General features: G+C 63.8%; 12 protein-coding genes and 4 pseudogenes. 10 read left to right on the top strand and 6 right to left on the bottom strand.

Annotation, left to right across the window (positions count from 1 at the left end):
* Positions 1–189 precede the first annotated feature (189 nt).
* Together C8J46_RS01865 and C8J46_RS01860 are read left to right on the top strand one after the other, a co-directional pair.
* Complete coding sequence (locus tag C8J46_RS01865; protein ID WP_132734515.1) at positions 190–1,806, top strand: M28 family peptidase; 1,617 nt, start codon at positions 190–192, stop codon at positions 1,804–1,806.
* A 613-nt stretch (positions 1,807–2,419) separates the two neighbouring features.
* Positions 2,420–4,114 carry an ATP-binding protein gene (locus C8J46_RS01860; RefSeq protein ID WP_243643207.1) on the top strand — a complete coding sequence of 565 codons (1,695 nt, stop codon included), beginning with the start codon at positions 2,420–2,422 and terminating at the stop codon, positions 4,112–4,114.
* 202 nt (positions 4,115–4,316) lie between these two features.
* Here C8J46_RS01860 and C8J46_RS01855 read toward each other — a convergent pair whose 3' ends face one another.
* Together C8J46_RS01855 and C8J46_RS21365 are read right to left on the bottom strand one after the other, a co-directional pair.
* A complete protein-coding gene (locus tag C8J46_RS01855; protein WP_132734511.1) occupies positions 4,317–5,429 on the bottom strand; it encodes an alkene reductase in 1,113 nt (370 codons plus the stop codon).
* A 116-nt stretch (positions 5,430–5,545) separates the two neighbouring features.
* Entirely contained in the window at positions 5,546–5,671 is a 126-nt protein-coding gene (locus tag C8J46_RS21365; RefSeq protein WP_279388884.1) for a hypothetical protein, read from the bottom strand.
* A gap of 105 nt (positions 5,672–5,776) precedes the next feature.
* On the opposite strand from C8J46_RS21365, the gene C8J46_RS01845 reads away from it, so the two are divergent.
* Together C8J46_RS01845 and C8J46_RS01840 are read left to right on the top strand one after the other, a co-directional pair.
* A complete protein-coding gene (locus C8J46_RS01845; RefSeq protein WP_132734509.1) occupies positions 5,777–6,349 on the top strand; it encodes a TetR/AcrR family transcriptional regulator in 573 nt (190 codons plus the stop codon).
* An 83-nt stretch (positions 6,350–6,432) separates the two neighbouring features.
* Complete coding sequence (locus tag C8J46_RS01840; RefSeq protein WP_207894059.1) at positions 6,433–8,913, top strand: PAS domain S-box protein; 2,481 nt, start codon at positions 6,433–6,435, stop codon at positions 8,911–8,913.
* A 112-nt stretch (positions 8,914–9,025) separates the two neighbouring features.
* Here C8J46_RS01840 and C8J46_RS01835 read toward each other — a convergent pair whose 3' ends face one another.
* Positions 9,026–11,113, bottom strand: a complete 2,088-nt coding sequence (locus C8J46_RS01835; protein WP_132734505.1) for an alpha/beta fold hydrolase — start codon at positions 11,111–11,113, stop codon at positions 9,026–9,028.
* 179 nt (positions 11,114–11,292) lie between these two features.
* Here C8J46_RS01835 and C8J46_RS01830 point away from each other — a divergent pair, with 179 nt between their 5' ends.
* Positions 11,293–12,024, top strand: a complete 732-nt coding sequence (locus C8J46_RS01830) for an SDR family oxidoreductase (RefSeq protein WP_132734503.1) — start codon at positions 11,293–11,295, stop codon at positions 12,022–12,024.
* A gap of 160 nt (positions 12,025–12,184) precedes the next feature.
* On the opposite strand, the gene C8J46_RS01825 is transcribed toward C8J46_RS01830, so the two are convergent.
* Together C8J46_RS01825 and C8J46_RS01820 are read right to left on the bottom strand one after the other, a co-directional pair.
* Complete coding sequence (locus C8J46_RS01825; RefSeq protein ID WP_132734501.1) at positions 12,185–12,931, bottom strand: ferredoxin reductase; 747 nt, start codon at positions 12,929–12,931, stop codon at positions 12,185–12,187.
* Positions 12,924–13,526, bottom strand: coding sequence for a molybdopterin-dependent oxidoreductase (locus tag C8J46_RS01820; RefSeq protein WP_132734499.1), 603 nt, complete (start codon positions 13,524–13,526; stop codon positions 12,924–12,926). The genes C8J46_RS01825 and C8J46_RS01820 overlap by 8 nt, the downstream gene beginning before the upstream one ends.
* Positions 13,527–14,624: 1,098 nt before the next feature.
* Between C8J46_RS01820 and C8J46_RS01815 the strand changes: the two genes are divergently transcribed.
* The 4 genes and pseudogenes from C8J46_RS01815 to tssF all read left to right on the top strand — a co-directional run.
* On the top strand, positions 14,625–15,836 hold the full coding sequence (locus tag C8J46_RS01815) for a type VI secretion system ImpA family N-terminal domain-containing protein (protein ID WP_132734497.1): 1,212 nt from the start codon (positions 14,625–14,627) through the stop codon (positions 15,834–15,836).
* Positions 15,837–15,927: 91 nt separating this feature from the next.
* Entirely contained in the window at positions 15,928–16,437 is a 510-nt protein-coding gene (gene tssB / locus C8J46_RS01810; RefSeq protein ID WP_132734495.1) for a type VI secretion system contractile sheath small subunit, read from the top strand.
* A gap of 239 nt (positions 16,438–16,676) precedes the next feature.
* A pseudogene (locus tag C8J46_RS21460) lies at positions 16,677–16,778 on the top strand (type VI secretion system contractile sheath large subunit); the annotation flags it as partial.
* 1,093 nt (positions 16,779–17,871) lie between these two features.
* A pseudogene (gene tssF / locus C8J46_RS21150) lies at positions 17,872–19,230 on the top strand (type VI secretion system baseplate subunit TssF); the annotation flags it as partial.
* A 105-nt stretch (positions 19,231–19,335) separates the two neighbouring features.
* On the opposite strand, the pseudogene C8J46_RS20655 reads toward tssF, so the two are convergent.
* Positions 19,336–20,241: pseudogene (locus C8J46_RS20655) on the bottom strand (aldehyde dehydrogenase family protein); the annotation flags it as partial.
* Between the two features lie 345 nt (positions 20,242–20,586).
* Here C8J46_RS20655 and C8J46_RS01795 point away from each other — a divergent pair.
* A pseudogene (locus C8J46_RS01795) lies at positions 20,587–22,634 on the top strand (hydantoinase/oxoprolinase family protein).
* Positions 22,635–22,636: the final 2 nt, after the last annotated feature.

The following is a 22,636-nucleotide window of genomic DNA, read 5'->3' as shown; positions in this document are numbered from 1 at the left end:
GTTCCGGCGGCATTCCGCGCTTGCCGAGACACGACCGCGATACGTCGAGGCCGGTGGTACCGAGGTTGGTTTAGTCCATAATTGCATACCTTGCGAAGTTCATGTGCCGAACGAGCGGCGTGGTGATGCAGTCCGATCGATTGTCGTATCGCGCTTGTGTCAATGCCGGTTCGCGGTCATCCTGTTATAATGAAACTCTTGCTTCCCCTGGTCCTCCTCCTCACCGCTGCGACCGATCCGGCTCCACCGATTCTGTCCGCCGCTCGGATCAAGGCCGATGTCCGCACGCTCAGCGCGGATGATTTCCATGGCCGCGGACCGACCCAGGCCGGTGAAACGGTAACGCTCGCGTTCCTTGATGCTCGGTTCAAGCAGCTTGGTTTGAAGCCGGGCGGCGATGAGGGATATCGCCAGACGGTACCGATGCTCCGCTGGACCCGCGATCGTGCCAGTTTCACGCTTGATCTGGGAAGCGCCAAACGGGCGCTCACACCGGGCACCGACGTCGCGGCGAGTTCCCGGATCGTCGGTACCGCCGGGTTGGACCACGCAGCCATCGTCTTCGTTGGCTATGGCGTTGTCGAACCGCGCCTCGGCTATGATCCGTATCGCGGCGTGGATGTGCGCGGTAAGGTGGTCGTGGCGCTCGCGGGCGATCCGGATGTCGAGGCGGGGCGCGATCTCGGCTTCGGCGGCCGGGCCTCATCCCCCGCGGTACGCACAAAGCTTGCTGAGGCGCAGAAACGCGGTGCTGCCGCGTTCTTCCAGATCCACGACACCTTCCCGTCGAGTTACCCATGGCTTCAACTTGCAAAGGGCGATGCCGTCCCGGGATATGCGCTCGACACCGGCAGCGTGCCGGCTGCATTCGGTTTGCGTGGAACCCTGCGCAATGACCTCGGCATCGCGCTGCTCAAACAGGGTGGTCTCGACTATGCCGCCGCAAAGCTCGCCGCGCAGAAGGCCGATTTTGGGGCAGTCGAACTCAAGGGCGCGTATCTCACCGCGTCGACGACTGTCTCTCTTGACCGTGTCGTCAGCCACAACATCGTCGGTATCCTGCCCGGCACTGATCCAGCCGCCGGCAGTGTGCTCTACGGCGCGCACTGGGATGCGTATGGCGAGAACGCGTTCGATCCGCCCGCGGACCGCATCCGCAACGGTGCAATCGACAATGGTACTGGGACCGCGACGCTGTTGGAGATCGCCCGCACCTTCGTGAGTGTGAAGCGACCCCGGCGCTCGGTAGTGTTCGCCCTGTGGACGGCAGAAGAGAAGGGGCTGCTCGGCGCAAGCTGGTATGCCGAACACCCTTCGCTGCCGCTCGCAATCACGGCGGCGCAGTTCAATCTCGATCCGCATGTCGTCTTGGGCCGGACGCATGATCTCGAACTGATCGGTGTCGGTAGGACGCCGCTGGAAACCGACCTAGCGCGCGTCGCTGCTGCGCAAGGGCTGAAGATCGTGCCCGAGGAAAACACCGAGGCAGGCTGGTACTACCGGTCTGATCACTACGCCTTGGCACAGAAGGGCGTGCCCGGCGTGTATTTCCGTGCGGGCCGCGATCTTGTCAATGGTGGTCTCGTTGCCGGCGAGCGGGAGCGAGCGCGCTACAACGCGGCATGCTATCATCAGACTTGCGACGAATTCGATCCCCGCTGGGACATGACGGGGGCCGCGCAGGAGGGCAGCGTTGCCTATGAGCTCGGTCGCGAGATCGCCACGGGACGTAGTTGGCCTAGCTGGTCCGCGGCCGAGCCGTTTGCAGCGGAACGCGCAAAGTCGCAGGCAGCCCGACAGCCTTGAATAAATGGGACTTCTCGCGGCCACGTTTGACTGCGCCGGATAATTGGCAGGAGGAAGCGCGGAAAGTAGCGTTTGATTCCGGTACTAGGTATTGCCAGTCTATGCTCGGGCCGAGAACTACCTCTAAGGGCTGGTTCGACGCCAGCATCGACAGCAAGCCATGATTTGCATTTTCGCGTCACCGAGCAGGACCGGTCGGCTCGGTGGCCAGTTTCCGCTCGTTGACGAACCGGTCTGGAGATGGGCCTCATCCACACGCCTCGCATGCCGTCCTCCGGCCCGACGCCATCACCGTTTTACGGTCTCTAATCGGCCACGCGCAAACCCATGCGACGGGCGCCGTGCAGCGCGGACATCATATGCGCTCGTTGAAGTAGGTAGTGCCTATCCGACGCCGCTTCAGGATCGATTGGAACGCGCTCCGCATGCGCGTAGCGTGCTTGTCGGTGACGGATCCTACCCAGGCGGTCAGGACGAGCATCAGACAGGCAAGGAAGGGCAACAGCCTACGCATCGGTCAGCGGTTGAACACTAAATTTGTGTCCTCGAGTCACCATCACGGATATGCCAAAGCGTGTTGGTATACTGAACCGGGATGGCTGGCGTGAGTGAGATGGATGTGCGCGGTGCCCAGCGGCTTGCCGCACTGGCCTGCTATGAGGTTCTGGATACACCGCGCGAGCCCTCGTTCGACGAGCTCGCCGAGCTGGCCGCAAAGCTCTGCGACACGCCCATCGCGGTCGTGAACCTGATCGGTGATGAGCGTCAGTTCTTCAAGGCGGAAACAGGTCTCGGCGTACGCGAGACGCCCTATGACAGCTCGTTCTGCGCGAAGGCGATTCTGGAGGATGAGTTCCTGCTGGTGCCGGACACCACGCAGGATAGTCGCTTCGATCGCAATCCTCTGGTCGTCGGTGAGCCGCATATCCGGTTCTACGCGGGCGCCGTTCTGAAAACGGCGGAAGGCGTACCGATCGGCACGTTATGCGTGCTCGACTACCGCCCGCGAGATTTGACCGCGCTTCAACTGGAGACGCTACGCGTTCTGTCGCGTCAGGTCATGGCGCAACTGGACCTGCGGACCGTGATAGGCGCGTTTCACTACGCCCGGGACATATCGGTCAGGCTTCGCGCGGACGCCGAGCTCGCCGAGACTCAGGAGGCGCTGCGCCAAGCGCAGAAGATGGAGGCGGTTGGACAGCTGACCGGCGGGCTGGCGCACGATTTCAACAACCTGCTGACCGGGATGATGGGCAACCTCGAGCTGTTGCAGTTACGTGTCGCGCGCGGGCGGCACGACGACCTCGATCGGTTCGTCAACGCGGCACAGGGGGCAGGACGGCGGGCCGCGTCGCTGACGCAGCGGCTGCTTGCCTTCTCGCGCCGGCAGACGCTCGATCCGAAGCCGACCGATGTTAACAAGCTGATCTTCGGCCTCGAGGAAATGCTCCAGCGTACGGTTGGTGCGACGACCGATATCGAGATCGTCGGCGCAGTCGGGCTATGGACCGCCGAGATCGATGCGGGCCAGCTCGAGAATGCGATCCTGAACCTGTGCATCAACGGACGCGACGCGATGCCCGACGGTGGTAAGCTGACGATCGAGACCGCCAACAAGTGGATCGACGATCGGACCAGCCGCGAACGTGATCTGCCGCCGGGCCAGTATATCTCGCTGTGCGTGACCGATACTGGCACCGGCATGAGCGCGGAGACGATCGAGCGCGCGTTCGAGCCCTTCTTTACCACCAAGCCGATCGGCCAGGGCACCGGACTCGGCCTTTCGATGATCTACGGTTTCGCGCGACAGTCCGGCGGCCAGGTACGGATCTACTCGGAGATCGGCGAGGGCACGACGGTGTGCATATACCTGCCACGGCATCACGGTGATGCGCTGCTCGACATCGACACCCAGACTAGCGCGCTGGTCGATGGTGGAAACGGGCAGACGATATTGGTCGTTGACGATGAGGCGACCATCCGGCACCTGATCGACGAGGTCCTGGACGATCTTGGTTACACCGTCATCGGCGCGGGCGACGGTGCGGCTGGCATCAAGGTGCTGCAGTCCGGGGCGAGGATCGACCTGCTGATTACCGATGTCGGGTTGCCCAACGGCATGAACGGCCGCCAGGTTGCCGACGAAGCGCGACGGCTAAGGCCGGGATTGCAGGTGTTGTTCATCACCGGGTTTGCGGAAAATGCGGCCGTGGGGAACGGCCATCTGGAACCAGGCATGGAGCTTCTGACGAAGCCGTTCACGCTGGAAGCGCTCTCGTCGAAGGTCGCCACGATGCTGGCGAGATAGGGGGACTGTCGCTGTCCGGCTGACTGTCTTTGGTTGGCGCCGGCGCGACCCGACCAAATTAACGTAGGTCTCTTTCCGGAAAGTACGGATCGAACTCGGTCTCAATGTAGGTCGTGCAAGGCTTGCGACCGATGGGACGAGAGCAGGGTAATTGCCGCCCATCCTCGTCCCAGGGTCACATCATGCGCTTTGTCGCGCCGTGTTACGCAAGCTCGATCTTCCCGTTCATGCCGGGCCAGTCTGAGTAGCCGACGGAGCCGCCGCCATACCAATAGTCCTTCGGCGCTTCGGCCAACGGGGCGCCCGTGCGCAGCCGCTCGACGAGATCGGGATTGGCAAGGAAGGGCCGGCCGAAACTGAACAGATCGGCGTTGCCGTCCGCCAGCGTTTGCTCGGCAAGATCGAGCGTATACTGGTTGTTGGCGATGTAGGCGCCGGAGAAGCGCTTGCGCAGCTCTTGGAAGTCGACACCGTCCGGCACGTCGCGCGTCTGTTGGGTCACGCCTTCGATGTCGTGGATATAGAGTAGCCCGATCTCGGACAGCGCATCGACGAACGTGTCGAACGTACGGCCAACCTGGCTATCGAGCGGGGTCTTGCCAGGCTCGGTCGTCGCCGGCGAGATGCGGATGCCGACCCGATTGGCGCCCCATACATCGACCACGGCACGGACCACGTCGAGCGGAAAACGCAGGCGGTTCTCGATCGAGCTGCCATAGTCGTCGGTGCGCTCGTTGGTGCTGTCGCGGATGAACTGCTCGAGCAGATAGTTGTTCGCGGCGTGGACCTCGACGCCATCGAAACCGGCGGCCTTCGCCTGTACGGCGGCATGCCGATAGTCCTCGACGATCGCGGGGATCTCATCCGTTTCGAGCGCACGCGGCGTGACGAAATCCTTCAGGCCGTCGTTGGTGAAGGCCTGCCCTTCCGGCGCAATCGCGGACGGCGCCACCGGAAGCGCACCGCCGTGCAGATCGGGGTGCGAGATGCGGCCCGTGTGCCACAACTGAAGGAAGATCTTGCCACCACGCCGGTGGACCGCCGCGACGATCGGCTTCCACGCTGCGACCTGCGCATCGGACCAGATGCCGGGCGTCAGCGCGTAGCCACGCGCCTGTGCGGAGATGTTCGTCGCCTCGGTGATGATAAGGCCGGCATCCGCGCGCTGCGCATAATAATCGGCGGCGAAGGCGGGCGGTATGCCCTCCTCGTTCGAGCGACTGCGCGTGAGCGGCGCCATGACGATACGGTTTTGCAGGTGCAGGTCACCGATCGTGACGGGTTGCAGGACGGGGCTGGCAAGCTGATCGGACATGGCGGTATCTTCCGTATAATTAGGGAGAATTCGGGCGGGGCGAGGGTGTAACGCGCGAGCTGCTACTTGATCCCGACGCGACGCCGAGACGGTCGAAGTTTCGGGCAGCGTGCAGGTTAGCGACGGTTGTCGAGTTCCGGCGCACCGCTGCTCCGGTTGGCGTAGGCGGCGAGGAACGTCAGGCGACGCTGTAAGCGCTGCCAGAACGCGTCGGCATGCACATGCCGTTCTTCGAGCAGCATTGCATATGTGGACCCTCTACCAAGTGATCGGTAGCTAACCAAATATGGGCTTGCGTCCAACGCGTCAAGGTCTATCTACCACTTGGTTGGTTTGCAGGATGGGTAATGCGATTGGCGACTTCGAACTCCCGGGAAGCCGTGCTCGCCGCGGCAAGGCGTAGCGCGATGGCGCGCGGCTATAACGGCCTGAATTTTCGCGACATCGCAGCCGAGGTCGGGATCAAGGCGCCGAGCATCTATCATCATTTCGCGACCAAGGCCGATCTCGGCGCGGCGGTCGCGCGGCGCTATTGGGAGGACACCGTCGCGCAGTTGGCGGCGATTTCGGACGAGACGCCCGATCCGCTCGAAGCGTTGCACCGCTATCCGGAAATCTTCCGCAAATCGCTGTCGAACGACAACCGCATCTGTCTTTCGAGCTTCATGGCGGCGGAATATGACGATCTTCCGGACCCGGTGAAGATCGAAGTCCAGGGCTTCGCCGACGTCAACGTCGCCTGGCTGAGCAAACTCCTCGTCGACGCCAGGATCGTCGGATCGGCCGAAGGCGAAACCAGGGCGCGGGCCATCTACGCGGCCGTCGCAGGGGCGCAGCTCTTCGCGAGAGGCCGTTCGGATATCGCGCTGTTCGACACGATGATCGACAGCTACCGGTCGGCCGGACTCCTGCCGGCTTGATAGCGCAACCGCCGCGGGGTTAGTCTGTTACGACCGACCCTCGACAATCGACAGATATCCGTAAGTGCGTGGCCCCGATGCCGATGACCAGAGAAGACCTTGAAGCGGAAAATGCGCGGTTGCGCGCGCAAGTGGCGACGCTGGAGAGCAGCCTGAACGCGCTTGTCGCCAGCGCGGCGCGGCAGCGCGCGATCTTCGACAGTTCGACCGATTTCGCGATGGTCATCACCGACCCGAACGGGATCATCACCGACTGGAACACCGGCGCAGAGCATGTGATAGGCTGGGCTGCCGAGGAGATGATCGGCGACAATGCCGAACGGTTCTTCCTGCCCGAAGACGTCGCGAACGGGCGTGTCGACCACGAAATGACCCGAGCGCTGGAGGACGGCCGCGCGTCGGACGAGCGCTGGCATGTGCGCAAGACCGGCGAACGCTTCTGGGCCTCGGGCGAGATGATGCCGCTTCATGATGGCGGCAACGTGCATCTGGGCTTCGTCAAGATCCTCCGGGACCGCACCGAGGAGCATGTCGCCGGCGTCGCGCTCAAACAGGCCAAGGAGCGTTTCCAGACCATCCTGGAGACCGTCGATTCCGCGTTCGCGATCATACAGCTGAAGTTCGACGCCGATGATCGGCCGGTCGACTATCGTTTCATCGAAGCGAACCCCGCCTTCGCGCGTCAGTCGGGGGCCGATTTGCGGGGCAAATGGGTAACGGAGCACGCGCCCGATCTCGAACGGTTCTGGTTCGAGACCTATGGACGCGTCGCCAGGACGCGCGAGCCGGCCAATTTCGAAAGCTATGCCGAGGGCTTTGCGCGCTGGTTCGACGTGCGCGCCGTCCCGGTCGGCGATCCTGACGAGCTCCAGGTCGCGATCCTGTTCAACGACGTCACCGAACGTCGTGAGGCGGAAGATCGGCTCCGTGCCAGCGAAGCGCTGGCACGCGAGAATGTCGAGCGCGTGCAACTCGCGCTGGCCGCCGGTGCGATCGTCGGGACATGGCATTGGGACCTTCCCAGCGACCAGTTCACGATCGACGAGGCGTTCGCGCGCGCCTTCGGTCTGGACCCGGCGCTGGGCAGAAGTGGCATTCCGCTCGCCCAGATCGTGGCGACCGTCCATCCCGACGACCAGGAAGGATTGGCCGAGGCGATCAACGAGGTGATCGCCCGTGGCGGGGCCTATGCGCACCAGTACCGGGTTCGCCGCGTCGACGGGAATTATTACTGGATCGAGGCGAACGGGCGTGTCGATCACGCGCCGGACGGCACGCCGTCGAGCTTCCCCGGAGTCCTGATCGACGTGCAGGAGCGGCGTGCCGTCGCAGCCCAACGCGACAGCGCGATCGCGGCGCTGCGCGCGCTTAACGAAAACCTCGAGCAGCGCGTTGCCGAGCGCACCGGCGAGCTGATGAAGGCCAAGGATGCGCTGCGCCAGTCGCAGAAGGTAGAGGCGATCGGTCAGCTCACCGGCGGCGTCGCGCACGACTTCAACAATCTGCTGACGGTGATCCGCGGCTCGGTCGACCTGCTTCGTCGTCCCGGTGTGTCCGACGACCGGCGGCAACGCTATATCGATGCGATCTCCGATACGGCGGATCGCGCCACGAAGCTGACCGGGCAGTTGCTTGCCTTCGCTCGGCGTCAATCATTGACGCCCGAAGTGTTCGATGCCGCTGCCAGCGTCCGCACGATCAGCGACATGGTCCGGACGCTGACCGGATCGCGCATCAAGGTGTCGGTCCGGCTGCCGTCCGAGCCTTGCCATATCGACGCGGATCGCAGCCAGTTCGATACCGCGATCGTCAACATGGCGGTCAATGCGCGCGACGCCATGAAAGGCGAGGGCGACCTGACCATCACGGTGGCGGAGGCATCCCGGATGCCCGCCATTCGCACGCATCCGGCGGTATCCGGCGCGTTCGTCGCGGTCTCCCTCACCGACAGCGGGCCGGGCATCCCGACGGACAGGATCGACCAGATCTTCGAACCGTTCTTTACCACCAAGGGCGTGGGCGAGGGGACCGGCCTCGGCCTCAGCCAGGTGTTCGGCTTCACCAAGCAATCGGGTGGCGACATTTTCGTCGAAAGCACGGAAGGGGAAGGCGCCACCTTCACCATGTACCTGCCGCGCGTGGAGGGTCTCGGCGACGTCGCGGTCGAAGCGGGCGATACATCGCTACAGCTAGGCGAGGGCGCGTGCATTCTGGTGGTCGAAGACAATGCAGAGGTCGGGATGTTCGCGACGCAGGCGTTGGCGGAGCTGGGCTACAACACCGTCTTGGCGATGAACGGGGCCAAGGCGCTGGCGGAACTGGCGACCGGCGTCGAACGGTTCGACGTCGTGTTTTCGGACGTGATGATGCCCGGCATGTCGGGCGTGGAACTCGGCCAGGAAATCGCCCGCCTATATCCCACGCTGCCGGTCATGCTCACCAGTGGTTACAGCGAAGTGCTTGCGCAGAGCGGGACGCACGGCTTCGAGTTGCTGCACAAACCTTACTCGATCGATGCGCTGTCGAGGGCGATTCAGAAGGTTGCGCGGTACCGGCGACGATAGGCGGGCGCCATTGGGTTTGGGTCGGCCAGACCCCCTCGGTCACCGTCACCCCGGACCAGTCCGGGGTGACGGAGCGCTTTTGGATGCGGCCGCCAACTACGATCGTCGGGCCCTATCGCAAGACGTGCTCGGCACATTTGCGGACAAAGGCGGCGCTTGCCTGCGGATGTGCGACCGGAAGCATGTGGCCTCCGTCCGTCATCTCCAGCGTCGCGCCCGGAATGGCCTCGACCGCGCGGTCGCCGTCGATCGTCGGGGCGATCGCCTGGTCGTCACGACCATAGAGCAACGCAACCGGGATCGTCAGATCGGCATAACGGCTGACGATCGCGGTGAGGTCGATATCGGCGCTGGCCAACTCGACCAGCGCGGCGTTCACCGACACCGGGCGATCGCCTAGTCCGCCGCCGCCACGTGTGGCGAAATCGGCCGGGACCGGATCGGGCGCGAAGATCTTACCCCAGCGCAAGCCGTATGCCGCCCGACTGATCGGTGTGCCAAACAGATTGGCGAAAAGCGCACGCGCACCAGGGTTGCCTTCGATCGCGCTTGCCACCGGGGCAGGCATCGCTTGAGGCGGTTGTGTCATCGGGGCCAGCAGCGCGAGACCGGCTACCGAACCGGGATGATGCGTGGCGACGCCAAGCGCGACGGCACCGCTCAGCGAATGACCAACCAGAAGCGGCGGACGGTCGAGCCCGAGTTTGTCGATGAAGCGTGCGATGATCGCCGATTGGCCAAGGATGCCGGGCTGTTCGCCGGTCGGCACCGAATATCCCGAGCCGGGCCGGTCGACCAGAATGACCCGGTAATTCTCCGCCAGTGCATCGGCGACGCCGTACGAGAAGTTGCGGAGCTGCGCGCCCAGCCCGTGGACCAATACGATAGCGGGGCCTGTGCCGCGATCTACATAGTGAAGCCGCGCACCCGCAACGTCGATTAAATTGCCGTCCGCAGGCACGTCCTGTTCGATCCGCTTGGTCGTTACACGGGTATAGACCGCGGCCGCCGCTAGTGTTGCGGCGATCACGCCCGCCGAGCGCAGCGCGATCGAACGCTTAGGCGCATCCGAAACCGCTTTGGACGCGAAGAAGCGGCGCATATCCGCGAGCAGCAGATCGGGTTGTTCCAGCGCAGCGAAGTGCCCGCCGGCGCGCATCTCGGTCCACTGGACGATATCGTAGGTCTTCTGTGCCTGCGAGCGCGGCGGCGGCGGGAAGACCGGATCGGGGAACGCGGCAATCGCGGTCGGCACCGTGATCCGGGTTCCGGCCGGGAATTTGCCCGAACCCTCCAGCACGCGGCCACGGTACATCCAGGTCGAGGTCACGAACGACCCCTCGACCAGATACAGCATGATGTTGGTGATCAGCAGGTCCTCGTCGAACACCCGCCACACATCCGGGCGGCCCTCTGCTTCACGCGGTACGTCGGCCCACGCGCCGAACTTCTCCAGGATCCACGCCGCGACACCCACCGGGCTGTCCGACATAGCCACGCCGAGCGTCTGCGGGCGCGTGCCCTGCTCCTGCGAATACCCGGTTTCCTCCTTCGCGAGGTCGGCGCGCTTTGCGGCCCAGGCGAGCTCGTCCGGCTTTTTCGGCGCCGCGTCTTCGGCTTGGAGCAGCACCATGTTGAGGTGGAGACCGGCGATCGCCTCGGGATATTGGTGCGCCATCCACCCGGCGATCGCGGCACCCCAGTCGCCGCCCTGGACGAGATACCGGCGTGTGCCGAACAATTCGGTCATCAGGCCGTGCATGAGGTCTGCGGTTCGCTTCGGCCCGATCGGCGCTGTCGGGCGACCCGAGAAGGCGTAGCCGGGCAGCGACGGCACGACGACGTCGTGGCCGTCGGCGACGAGCGGGGCGATCAGTGCCTCGAATTCGAGGAACGACCCCGGCCAGCCGTGCAGCAGGAGCAGCGGGGGACGTGAGCCGTCGCCACGTGCGTGGATGAAGTGGAGGCGCTGGCCCTGCACCTCGGCGGTGAACTGCGGCAACGCGTTGAGGCGGCGTTCCTGCGCGCGCCAATCATACCGCGTCAGCCAGTGATCGACGAGCCGCTTGAGATCGGCAAGGCCGACGCCCGATCGCCAGTCGCCGGCATCCGGCATCATGCGCCAGTCGAACGCCTCGACCTTCGCGCGAATGGTCGCAAGCCGCTCGTCCGGCACGGCTATGAGGAACGGATCTGCCATGTCGAAGTCCTGCCGAAAAAGGGGGGAATCTCGCCTCTAAGATCGAGGCATCATGTCTAACGCGCGAAGCCTAGGTGCGTTCACGCGCGTCAGCGATTGCACGGAACCGAAGATTATGGCTCCTTCTCAAGGGGAAAGCGTTCTGAGGCGCTTGGATAAATTCGGACGGACGATCGGCGATGAAGATGCGGGATCTGACCGGTAAGGTCGCGGTGATCACCGGTGCGTCGAGCGGTATCGGCGAGGCGACCGCGCGTCTGCTCGTCGCGGAAGGCGTTCGCGTGGTGCTGGTGGCGCGGCGACGCGAGCGGATCGACGCGCTGGTCGCGGAACTCGGCGATGCGGCCCTGGCGTTGACCGCCGACGTCGGCGACGCCGCGGCGGTCGCGGACGTGTTCGCCGAGGTCGAGCGTCGGTTCGGCGGGCTCGATTTGCTGTTCAACAATGCCGGTCTCGGCGTCAACGCGAAGTTCGAGGCGAGCGATCCCGCCGACTGGAAGCGGATGATCGACGTCAACCTGTACGGCGTGCTTCACTGCACCCAGGCGGCGATCCCGTTGCTGCGCGGCCGGCCGGGCGCGATGATATCGTCGGTGTCCAGCGTCGGCGGGCGCTACGGCACCGAATCCTGGTCGGTCTATAGCGCCACCAAGTTTGCCGTGGTCGGCTTCCACGACGCGCTCCGCAAGGAACTGGGCAGCGAGGGCATCCGCGTGTCGGTGATCGAGCCGGGCGCCGTCTGGACCGAGTTCGGCCAGAACGTCAGCGACGCGATGCGCGACCGGCGCGAGAGCCTGGACGCGCTGACGTCGGAGGACGTCGCCCAAGCGCTCGTCTACGCGTTCGCGCAGCCGCCCCGCGTGCTGGTGGAGGAGATACTGATCCGCCCGGTCAAGCAGGTATCGCCATGACGAGATTGAGCGGTAGCTCGCTGTTTCCTTCATATGGCCAGGCGGATTGAGCCAATACCTCTACTATACCTTGCCGAAAATCGGGTGTCCGCGCCTGCTAAAGGACTTCGAACGGGAACCACGCACGCGTTCCGCCCCGTTGGTCTGGACGCCTGCGCGGCTAGCCGCCGTAGCGCTCGGTTTTGATGATGGAGGGGGGCAGGCCGGCCGCCAACGCGCCCTCCGTCGCGATGTTGACGAACCCGTTGGACCCGCAAACGAATACTTGGGTCGGCCTTCGGTGGAGACGGGCCACGATATCCCGGACCATCACGTCGTCGATCCGTCGTCCGAAGTCCGATGGACGGGTCGGTTCTTCGCGTGTGATCGCCAACGCTAGGACGAATGCCACATCGCTGATTTCGATGGAATGAAGCTCTGCCGAAAAGAGAACGTCCTCGGCGGTCCGTGCGGACAGGAGCAGCGCTGTCGGCACCGCCTGGGACAGCGTGCGGCGCTCCCGGATCATCGCCATCAACGGCACGACGCCGGAGCCGGCCCCGATCAATAACACTGCATCTGGGCCAGGGGCAGGGGCAGGCCACAGGAAATGGCCGCCGAGCGGACCGCGGAGTTCGATTTCGTCACCAATCGCCGCGACATCGTGGAAGAACGACGAGACTTCGCCATTCGGCAGGCGCTCGATCGCGAGCTCGATGATCGGGGATGAGGTCGCGGCAGAGGCGATCGAGTAGCTGCGCATCGCACTGTAGCCATCGGGCGCGGTCAGCCGGACATCGACATGCTGACCCGCAATGTGCGCGAACGGTGTGCTCAACCGCAGGAAGACGCTCTTGATGCTCGGTGTCTGCTGGACGATGCCCACGCAGGACTGCCACGACACGGTTTGCGCGCTGCCCTCAGTCATTGGTGTATCGCTGCTCGCGCCACGGATCGCCGTAAATATGGTAGCCGTGCCCCTCCCAGAATCCCGCCTCGTCGCGCGTCGTGAATTGCAGCGCATTCACCCACTTGGCGGACTTCCAGAAATAGAGATGCGGGACCAGAAGGCGCGCCGGCCCTCCATGATCGCGCGGAAGCGGCTTGTTCGCATAGGTGAGGGCGACCATCGCCTTGCCCGACAGAAGGTCGGCCAGCGGCATGTTCGTCGAATATTTATCGTAGCAGTGCGCCAAGACGAAATCGGTGGGCCGATCGAGCCCAGCATCGGCGAGTATGTCTTCGATGAGCACGCCCTCCCAAATGGTATCCAGCTTGGACCAGGAGGTGACGCAGTGAATATCCCGAGTCATCTGCGTCTTGCGCAGCGCGTTGAATTCGTTCCAGTTCCAGACCTTGACGGGCTTTGGACCGATCTTGACCGTGAATTTCCAATCGGAGGGCTCCACGTGCGGCGTGGGTCCGGCAGACAGGACGGGGAAATCCTCCACGGGATGCTGGCCCGGCGGAATCCGGCTGGACTGTTCGCCCGAGCCGCGACCGGTGAATCCTCTGGTGACCATTGCGAACCCCCTTGCTTGGAATGACAGGTTGGAACCAGCTTCCGGCTAATGTCTATTGCAAGGTCTTCACGTCCGCAATTGCCCAACGTAATCGATCGAATAAGGCAAAAACTTCCAGTGATCCTTTCGGATAAATATAATTTCGTTCGCTAAGAACCGTTATGCTGCTCTGGAACTATAATGTCGAGCTGAACGGTTTCCTAATATTCTGCTGCTATATTTTCTATAGCATCGACACAGCGCTCAAGATGGATCCTGCTCGTCGTCTATCTCAAATAACATCAGATAGGCTTAGGCCCGTCACTTCGACGCGAATTCGGTAATCCGGAACACCCCGCGATCCCCAATCTTGCTGATCAGAACAGGCGTACCGTACCGTTGGCGGAGGTGCTAGCGTCGCCGAACCGCGAACTCGGTGGTGACGCTGTCGGACATCTCCCGGGTTTTGGGCTTCCAACGGTAACCGCATCGACATCTGCCGACGTTTCTTCGCGACATGGTTCCTAGCGCGTACGGCGTCGATGTCGCCGCCCGCTTTCGCGGCCACAGCATTTAGGAGTGGGGGATGTCGGAATCCGGTGACGCGGGGTCTCTCGAGATGCGGATCTGGTGATCCAAGGGCGGCTAGGATCGGTTTTGCGTTGCTCATGAAATCGGGGAAGCGCTCGCCGTAGCGCGTTGCCGTTACCGGCGTTCCGCCGATATCCCTTCTCGTTCAGTCATGAATTCCAACAAAATATACTTGATATACGTTACCTTCTTATCATCGTTCAGAAAGTTAATATCCAAATTTATTCGAACTTTTCTAGCAAACCATGACGGTATATTGGAAATATTCAAAGTCCGTTCACAAAATATGTAAAATAGACTCGCTTGACGGGGAAGTATTTCGGACGTCTACTCCGCAAATACAAGAATCGATAGATATCACGTAATTACCAAAATGTGTCGACCCGATATGCAGTATCGGTCAGTCAAGCCATGGCTTTGTCAAATTTCGGGGAAGCAATGATGCGCTGTGAGCGGTCCCAAACTGGTGAAAGTCTTAAAGCACGTGGAGCGCGAGTCCGAGCTTCAGTCGGGGCGGGCGTGTAGGTCGTGCTCGATTACGAAACGCTTATCCAGCCATTCGACGGCGACAATCCATGCGGACCGGATCTGCGCGGTGACCCCGAGTTTCGCGATATCGAGGATGCCCCCGGCGACTTCGCAAACCAGAAGCCGCAAGAGTTGATACAATTGATCCAGCGGTGCGATGTCTTTCTACAACGTACCAAGGATCAGGCACCCGCACTGGTAGCATTGCAAGCAGCAGTGCGGATCGGTGACTTCGCGCTGGCAAATGCCGCGCTGGCACTGGTGAAGGGCTATGCCGCGCTGTTCTGGGAGGCGTTTCATCCCGGGCCCGCCGATGACATGGTGGTGGCCAGGATCAACGAATTGTCCGCGCTGGCGCGACCTGCTGCGCTGACGCTGCCGTTGCAGCGGGCCGCGATCGCAAAAATGCCGTCACCGGCGCAACAGGGCTTCACGCCGGCGATGATCGCCCAGTCGTGCGGGCCGACCGCGGAATGGTCTCCCGAGGACGAGGCCGCGCTTGCCGCGCAGGTTGAGAGCGGTAAGATCAGTGCCACCCAGGCGCGCACCGTCCGACCGAACCGCGACGGCGGCCGGACGCTGCGGATGATCCTGCGAGCACTGTCGGCTGACGCGCGTGCCGCCGATGCGGAGGCCGGAGTCGGCGGTGACGATACGGGGATCGCCCCCGAGGCGCTACAGCGTCTCGCGCTGGAGCTCCGCGAACAGGTTGAGGTGTCACGGGTGCAGTTCGCGACGCTGTCGGGCGGCTTGTACGAACTCAACGCCATCTACGACGCGCGAGCCGGCGACAGCGCGAGCCTCGGCCCGGTGTTAAATCTTCTCAAGGTGATCGTCGACGATTGCGACCGCTTGCTTGTCGTGTTTCCGAAGGATCAACCAGAGGCGCACGGTGTGGCGGCGGTCTATCCTGCCACCGCTGGCAGTGGAGCGGATACGGGCTTTGCCGAGGCTACGCCGAGGCCCAAGGGATTTGTCATCACCACGCCCCAGTCGCGTGGCGACGTCATCGTGACGATGGATGCGATCGCCCGGTTCTTCGTTGAACACGAGCCGACCAGCCCGGTGCCATTGATGCTGAGGCGCATCCGCGCGTGGGTCGAGATGGACTTTCTTCAGCTTCTTGGAGAAATCGCACCGAGTGCGATGGATGATGCACAAAGATTGTTGGCATTTACGGAAGAATCGGTGAATAGCGAAAGTGAACAATAACTTTAAAGTGCCACATCTGGCGGCTGTCAATAGTTCCTACATTTGCTAAAAAATATAAAATAACATGAATTAAGAAATATTGGGGGGTGTCATGGCGCAGGACGGACAGAAGTTCATCAAACGAAACCGTTCACCTAGGGTCCATATCGAATATGAGGTGCAAACCTATGGATCGGTCGAGAAGGTTTCGCTGCCGTTCGTGATGGGCATTCTATCTGATCTCTCGGGTAAGTCCGAAAAGGACAAGAAGCCGATGGCAGAGCGCGATTTCGTCAATGTCGATATGGACAATTTCGGCGACTTCCAGAAGGGGATCGCGCCGCGCGCGGCGTTCAACGTCGACAACACGTTGACCGGCGACGGCAAATTGTCGGTCGACCTGACCTTCAACGCGATGGATGATTTCACGCCGGGCGGCGTCGCCAAGCAATTGCCCGCCACTGCCAAGCTGCTTGATGCACGCCAGGAACTGTCCGATCTGCTGGCGTATATGGACGGCAAGGACAAGGCTGAGGACGTTATCAAGCGACTGCTGGCGAATCCGGAGTTGCTCGGGACGCTCGCCGCCGAATCCAAGGCGCGCGCAGACAGCGACGCCTAACCCTCCCGCGTGTTTCCCAAAGGGGATAGACCATCATGGCCAGCAATCCGAATCTTGCAACAGAGCTACAGACCGGCACCGCGGAAGATCTTAGCATCGACGACTTCTCGGCATTGCTGCAAAAGGAGTTCAAGCCGAAGTCCGACGAGGCGAAGAGCCGCGTCGAGATGGCGGTGCGGACGCTGGCCGAACAGGCGCTTGCGGGTTCGACCATCGTTTCGACCGACGTGCTCGGAACGATCGAGAGCATGATATCGTCGATCGACCGCAAGCTGTCCGAGCAGGTCAATCTCGTGCTGCATCACCCTGATTTCCAAGCGCTGGAAAGTGCCTGGCGCGGCCGGCTGGACAGTGGCGGGCCAATCCATCCTGTTCGCCACACCGCGCGACAGCGGTACGCGGAGGGTTTCGATGCCGATGACATCGGCGGGATTGACGAAAAAACTACGACATCCTTCTCGCACGCAGGACGAAATTCCAGCGTAGGCGGGGGCGCGGGGGGGCATACTAGATCGGTGCTCGCTTCCGCTGATGATCAGATCGGCGTGGCGACGTGATCGCCGCCACGCCCCGCGTGCAACGGCATCATGGCGACCGGCTGGCGGCGCTTGTCAGTCGCCAGGCCGTATTTTGCGATGCTGCCTACCTGATCGCCGATTGCACAGGTGTCGCTGCGCCGGCCCGCCCGGAGAATTACATCGTCCAGCGGTCGTCGCGACCGGCGACGATTTCCCTATATATTTCCCCATATAACGCGAGTGGATGCGCGGTCGGCTCCACACGGCAGGCGTGGTGCTCGTCGATTGACTCACCCATCGACGGACAGGCGCGCGCAGTCAGACCCTTGTTAGTTGAGCGGGTCGATACGGCCCTTACTACGCTCGACCCGCGTGGTTTGACGGTCGGACCCAAGCTTCGTGCTCGTATGCCCGGCGAAATCCGTCGCGCGCCGGGACGTCGCGATTCCGTTCGTGCTGTGTGTCGCGTCCGTCGGGTCCGGGGGCGTGGCGACGAAAGGGTGGCGACGGATCCAACGGCGCAATGCCGTCTAGGGGAACCGGGTTATTTCCGTCGCCACGCCGGCCAGGCGGCGCGGCGTCGGTCGCACTGCGTGGGGATATCGGAAAAGCACTGCGCGGGCGTACTTCGTTCGAGCACCGCGATATCGGCAAGCCCGGCGCGTCGCTTCGAATGGTCCCGGTGCCTCGTGTCGATTAGCGTAGCGACGGATTTGCGACCAATAAAAGCAAGAACCGTGGCGCGTGGTTCAATCACTGGCGTACGCCCCAGTGCGCGCGGGGCTGGGCGGAGCCGGCGCTGTACGACGATCTCCCAAGGTCATAGCCACAGCCATGGCTACACCCGCGATGACAGCTGCATCCGATCCCATAGCCCTGCGGACGGCCACAACCGCGTTCAGGCTGGAGCCGCGACGTGACCGCGACCGATCCACGTCTGCTTCGGCATTATAACGACGAGCTTCTGTATCTCCGTCGGCGCGCGGTCGAGTTTTCCGAGGAGCATCGCCAGGTCGCCGGTCGGCTGGGAATTGATGCGCCGACCGATCCCGACCCGCATGTCGAGCGCCTGCTGGAGGGGGTCGCGTACCTGAATGCCCGCGTGCAGTTGCGGCTGGATGATCAGTTTCCGGCGTTCACGCAATATCTGCTCGACGCGCTCTATCCACATTATCTGGCGCCGACGCCGGCGATGGCGATTTTGCAATATGTGCCGCGGGAGGGCGACGAGGCACTGATCAAGGGCGTGGTCCACCCGCGCGGATCGGCGATCCAGGCGTGGCTCGACGGCGATGCGCATGCGCGCGTCCAGTTCCGCACCGGGTTGGACGTCACCTTGTGGCCAATCCGGGTGGCGGCGGTGGAGTATCTGCCGACCCGCGCATCGGTCGCGGGGGCGACCGATGCGGCACAGGGCGCGGCGGGGTTGCGGATCCGGTTGGCGGCGACCAGCCCGGCGGCGCTGTCCGCGCTGGCGATCGATACGCTGCCGATGTTCGTCGATGGCGGGCAGGACATGCCGAACCTGTTGTTCCAGCAGATGATGACCGACTGTATCGGCGTGCGCGTCTGTTCGCCCGAGCGTGGTCGGCGCGATCCGTGGAGCGTGGCCGCGGGCACGGTCGAGGCGATGGGCTTCGGAGCGGACGAAGCGCTGCTGCCCGGCGATGCGCGGTCGTTCCGGGGCTATCGCCTGCTGTGCGAATATTTCGCGATGCCCGAGAAATTCCGGTTCGCGCGGCTGACCGGGCTGGCGGCGGGGTTCGCCAGGGCGGAGCGCGAGGTCGACATCGTGCTGGTGTTCGGACGGCCGGTCGACGCGCTGGTCGGTAGCACGTCGACCGATACGCTCAAATTGTTCGCGACGCCGGCAATCAACCTGTTCGAGCGCCGGTTCGACCGGGTAATCGTCGATCGCCGTCGCGAGGAGCATCTGGTGATCCCCGACCGGGTCGGACTGCTCGATTACGAGGTATACCGGCTGGGCAGCGTGACCGGATATGCGCGCGGCGAAGCACAGGGTGCGCCCGCGCTGCCGCTGTACGCGCGGCGCGCGCAACGCGGCGTGCGGCCGCTGTATTACGCGCTCAAGCGGCGGCTGCGACGGTTGAGCGAACTCGAGACCCGGCAACGCCGCGAGAGCGATTACATCGGCACCGAGACTTGGATCAGCCTGTCGTCGCCCGATGACCCGATGCTCGCGCGCAACGTCGCGGAACTGGGGATCACCGGGTTGGTCACCAATCGCGCGCTGGCGACTCGGTTGCGGCCGGGGCAGGCGAATTTGCGGATCCTGGTCGACGAGGCGCGTGGGGTCGGCGACATGCACGGTCGCGCCCTCGTCCCTTGCGCCGGTAACGAAGCTCGTGACGCGCTCGGCCTGTCGCGCGGACACGAGTGGGCCCATCTGCGTCGCGGGGTCGAGGCCGTGGCCAATTGCGAGGCCGTTCGCATAGGCGACCACACCCGCGATCACCTGGTCGTGGATCGAGCGGTGCACGTAGAGCCGCGAGCCGGCGATGCAGACTTGCCCTGCGTTGAAGAAGATCGCGTTGGCGACGCCGGGGATGGCGAGGTTGAGATCGGCGTCGGGCAGCACGATCGCGGGCGACTTGCCGCCGAGTTCGAGCGTGACGCGCTTGAAGTTGGTCTTCGCCGCATCGAGGATCGCGCGGCCGGTCTGGGTCGAGCCGGTGAACGCGATCTTGTCGACCCTCGGATGCGCGGCGAGCGCAGCGCCGGTCTCGCTGCCCAGCCCGGTGACGATGTTGAGCACGCCCGCGGGCAGCCCCGCCTGCGTCATCAGTTCGCCGAGCCGGAGGGCGCTGAGCGAGGTGTCCTCCGCCGGTTTCAGGACGATCGTGCAGCCGGCCGCCAGCGCGGGGGCGAGCTTCATCGCGGTCAGCACCAGCGGCGAGTTCCACGGCACGATTGCCGCGACCACGCCGACGGGTTCGCGGAGAGTCCAGGTCGAGATCTGCTTGCCCGCCGGCTGGTAATCGATCGAGCTTTCGATCGTATTGCCCTCGATCGCCATCGCCTGGCCGGCGAAAAAGCGGAACTGGTTGATCGCACCGGGGATCTCGGCCCAGCGCGCGACGAACAGCGGCTTGCCCTGGTCAAGCGTCTTCAGTTCGGCGAGTTCGTCGACATGCGCCTCGATTAGGTCGGCGATCGCCCACAATATGCGTGCCCGGTTGACCGGAGTGGTGGTGCGCCAGCCGTCAAAGGCCACGCGCGCAGCGATTACCGCCTGGTCGACGTCGCCCGCCGAGGCGGAGGCGATGCGGCCGATCTCTTCACCGGTCGCCGGGTCTAGCGTTCCGAGCGTACGCCCTCCCTCGGCCTACTGCCACGCGCCGCCGATCAGCAATCCTGACCCCGTCGCACGGCGATCGAGGAAGGCGCGCGTGTCGGCGCGAAGTTCGGGGCGGACGATCATGACGGCTTCTCCTGCAAGGCTAACACCGTGATGAACGTGGCCGCGCGTGACCAATCGCCACGCCCGAAAAGTCGCACAGCGGATAGTCGCGGTGACGCGGGCCAATCGCGTCATCGCGCGGTTCTAGGAAGGCCCCAGCAAAAGCGCCGGCCCGGATGGTGGCCGCGCGATCATCATAGCGGGGACATCATGGCTTATCGTTTGGGCGTCGATGTCGGTGGGACTTTCACCGACCTGCTGCTGCTGGATCAGGAAAGCAGCGGGTTCTGGCGGCACAAGACGCCGTCGACGCCGCACGACAGCTCGGTTGGTATCCTGACCGGGGTCGACGCGATCTGCGCGGAGGCGGGGATCACGCCTGCCGAGGTCGAGTTCTTCCTCCACGGCACGACCGTCGCGACCAACGCGGTGCTGGAAGGCAAGGGGGCGCGCGTCGGTCTCGTCACAAGCGAGGGCTATCGCCAGATCATGCAGATCGCGCGCAGCTTCGTGCCCGGGGGCCTTGCCGGCTGGATCGTCTGGCCGAAGCCCGAGCCGCTCGCCGCGCTGGAGGATACCGTCGAGATCGCCGGGCGGATGGATGCGCAGGGCAACGAGGTCCGTCCGATCGACGATGCCGATATCCGTGCGGCGCTGGAGGCGTTGAAGGCGCAAGGGATCGAGGCGCTGACGGTGTCGTTGATCAACGCGTATCTGAACGGCGCGCACGAACTGCGCGAGGCCGAGCTGGCGGCGGAGATCCTGCCCGACGTGCCGCTGTCGCTGAGCCATGTCGTGCTGCCCGAGATGCAGGAATACGAGCGCACGCTGACGACCGTCGCCAACGCCGCCGTTCGCCCGATCATGAGCAACTATGTCCGCAACCTGCGCACCAAGCTGCGCGACAGCGGCATGGCGGGGAGCCTATCGTTGCTGCGCTCCGATGGCGGGCTGATGTCGTCGGAAAAGGCTGAGGAGCATCCGGTGTCGCTGCTGATGTCGGGGCCAGCGGGCGGCGTGACCGGCGCATTGTGGGTCGGCAAGAACGCGGGCATCCGCAACATCCTGACGCTCGACGTCGGGGGCACGTCGACCGACGTTGCGCTGATCGAGAATCTCGAGGCGCGCCGAGTACGCACTACCGAGGTAGGCCATCTGGCGGTGCGAGCGTCCGCGCTCGACGTGAAGACGGTCGGCGCTGGCGGCGGCTCGATCGCCTACGTCCCCGAACTGACCAACGCGCTGCGGGTAGGTCCGCGGTCCGCGGGCCCGTGCCGGGGCCGGTTGCGTACGGCAAAGGCGGCGTCGAGCCGACCGTGACCGACACCAATGTCGTGCTCGGCTATCTGCCTGAATCGCTGCTCGGCGGCGCGTTCAAGCTCGACCGCGAGGGCGCCAAGATTGCCGTGCAGGGGATCGCCGACAAGCTCGGCATTGGCCTGATGCAGGCGGCGCGCGGGATCATCGATATCGTCAACGAGAACATGTTCGGTGCGCTCCGCATGATCTCGGTCCAGCACGGCTATGATCCGCGGCACTTCGCATTGATGGGGTTCGGCGGGGCGGGGCCACTCCACGTCAACGCGGTCGCGCGGTTGATGGGCAGTTGGCCCGCGGTGTCGCCAGTCAGCCCGGGCGTGCTGTGCGCGCTCGGCGACGCCACCACGCAGATGCGGACCGAGACCGCGCGCAGCTTCTCGCGCCGGTTCAACGAGACCGACGAGAGCGAAGTCCAGGCGATCCTCAACGAGATGGCCGCGCAGACCCGCGCCGAACTCGCCGCAGAGGGGATCGCGGACAGCGACATCACCTCGTTGTTCGAGATCGACGTTCGCTACGAAGGCCAGGCGTTCGAGGTGCCGCTGTCGATCGATGCCGAGACCCTCGCGCGCGACGGGCTCGCCGGCGTCGCCGCGCGGTTCGACGAAGAGCATCACCGGCTGTTCACCTTCAACATGGAAACCGCGCACGAACTCGTGAACTTGCGCGCCGTGGCACTCGGGCCGCTGCTTGATCTCAAGCCGCCCGTGCTGAGGGAAGGCAACGGCGACCCCATCGCCGCCAAACTGCGCGACCACGAGCTCTGGACCGACGGCGCGATGCGTCCTGCGGTCATCTACGACCGGTCGAAACTGCGCGCCGGCGACGTCATCCCCGGCCCGGCGATCATCGTCGAGATGGATTCCACGACGCTGATCGAAGGCGGCTGCACCGGCATCGTCGACTCGGTCGGCAACATCCTGATCAATCTGGCCTGAGA

Source organism: Sphingomonas sp. PP-F2F-A104-K0414, from assembly GCF_004340945.1.
GTDB lineage: Bacteria > Pseudomonadota > Alphaproteobacteria > Sphingomonadales > Sphingomonadaceae > Sphingomonas.
Note: the sequence above shows the minus strand (reverse complement) of the source record. Positions and strands in the feature narration are given on the sequence as shown.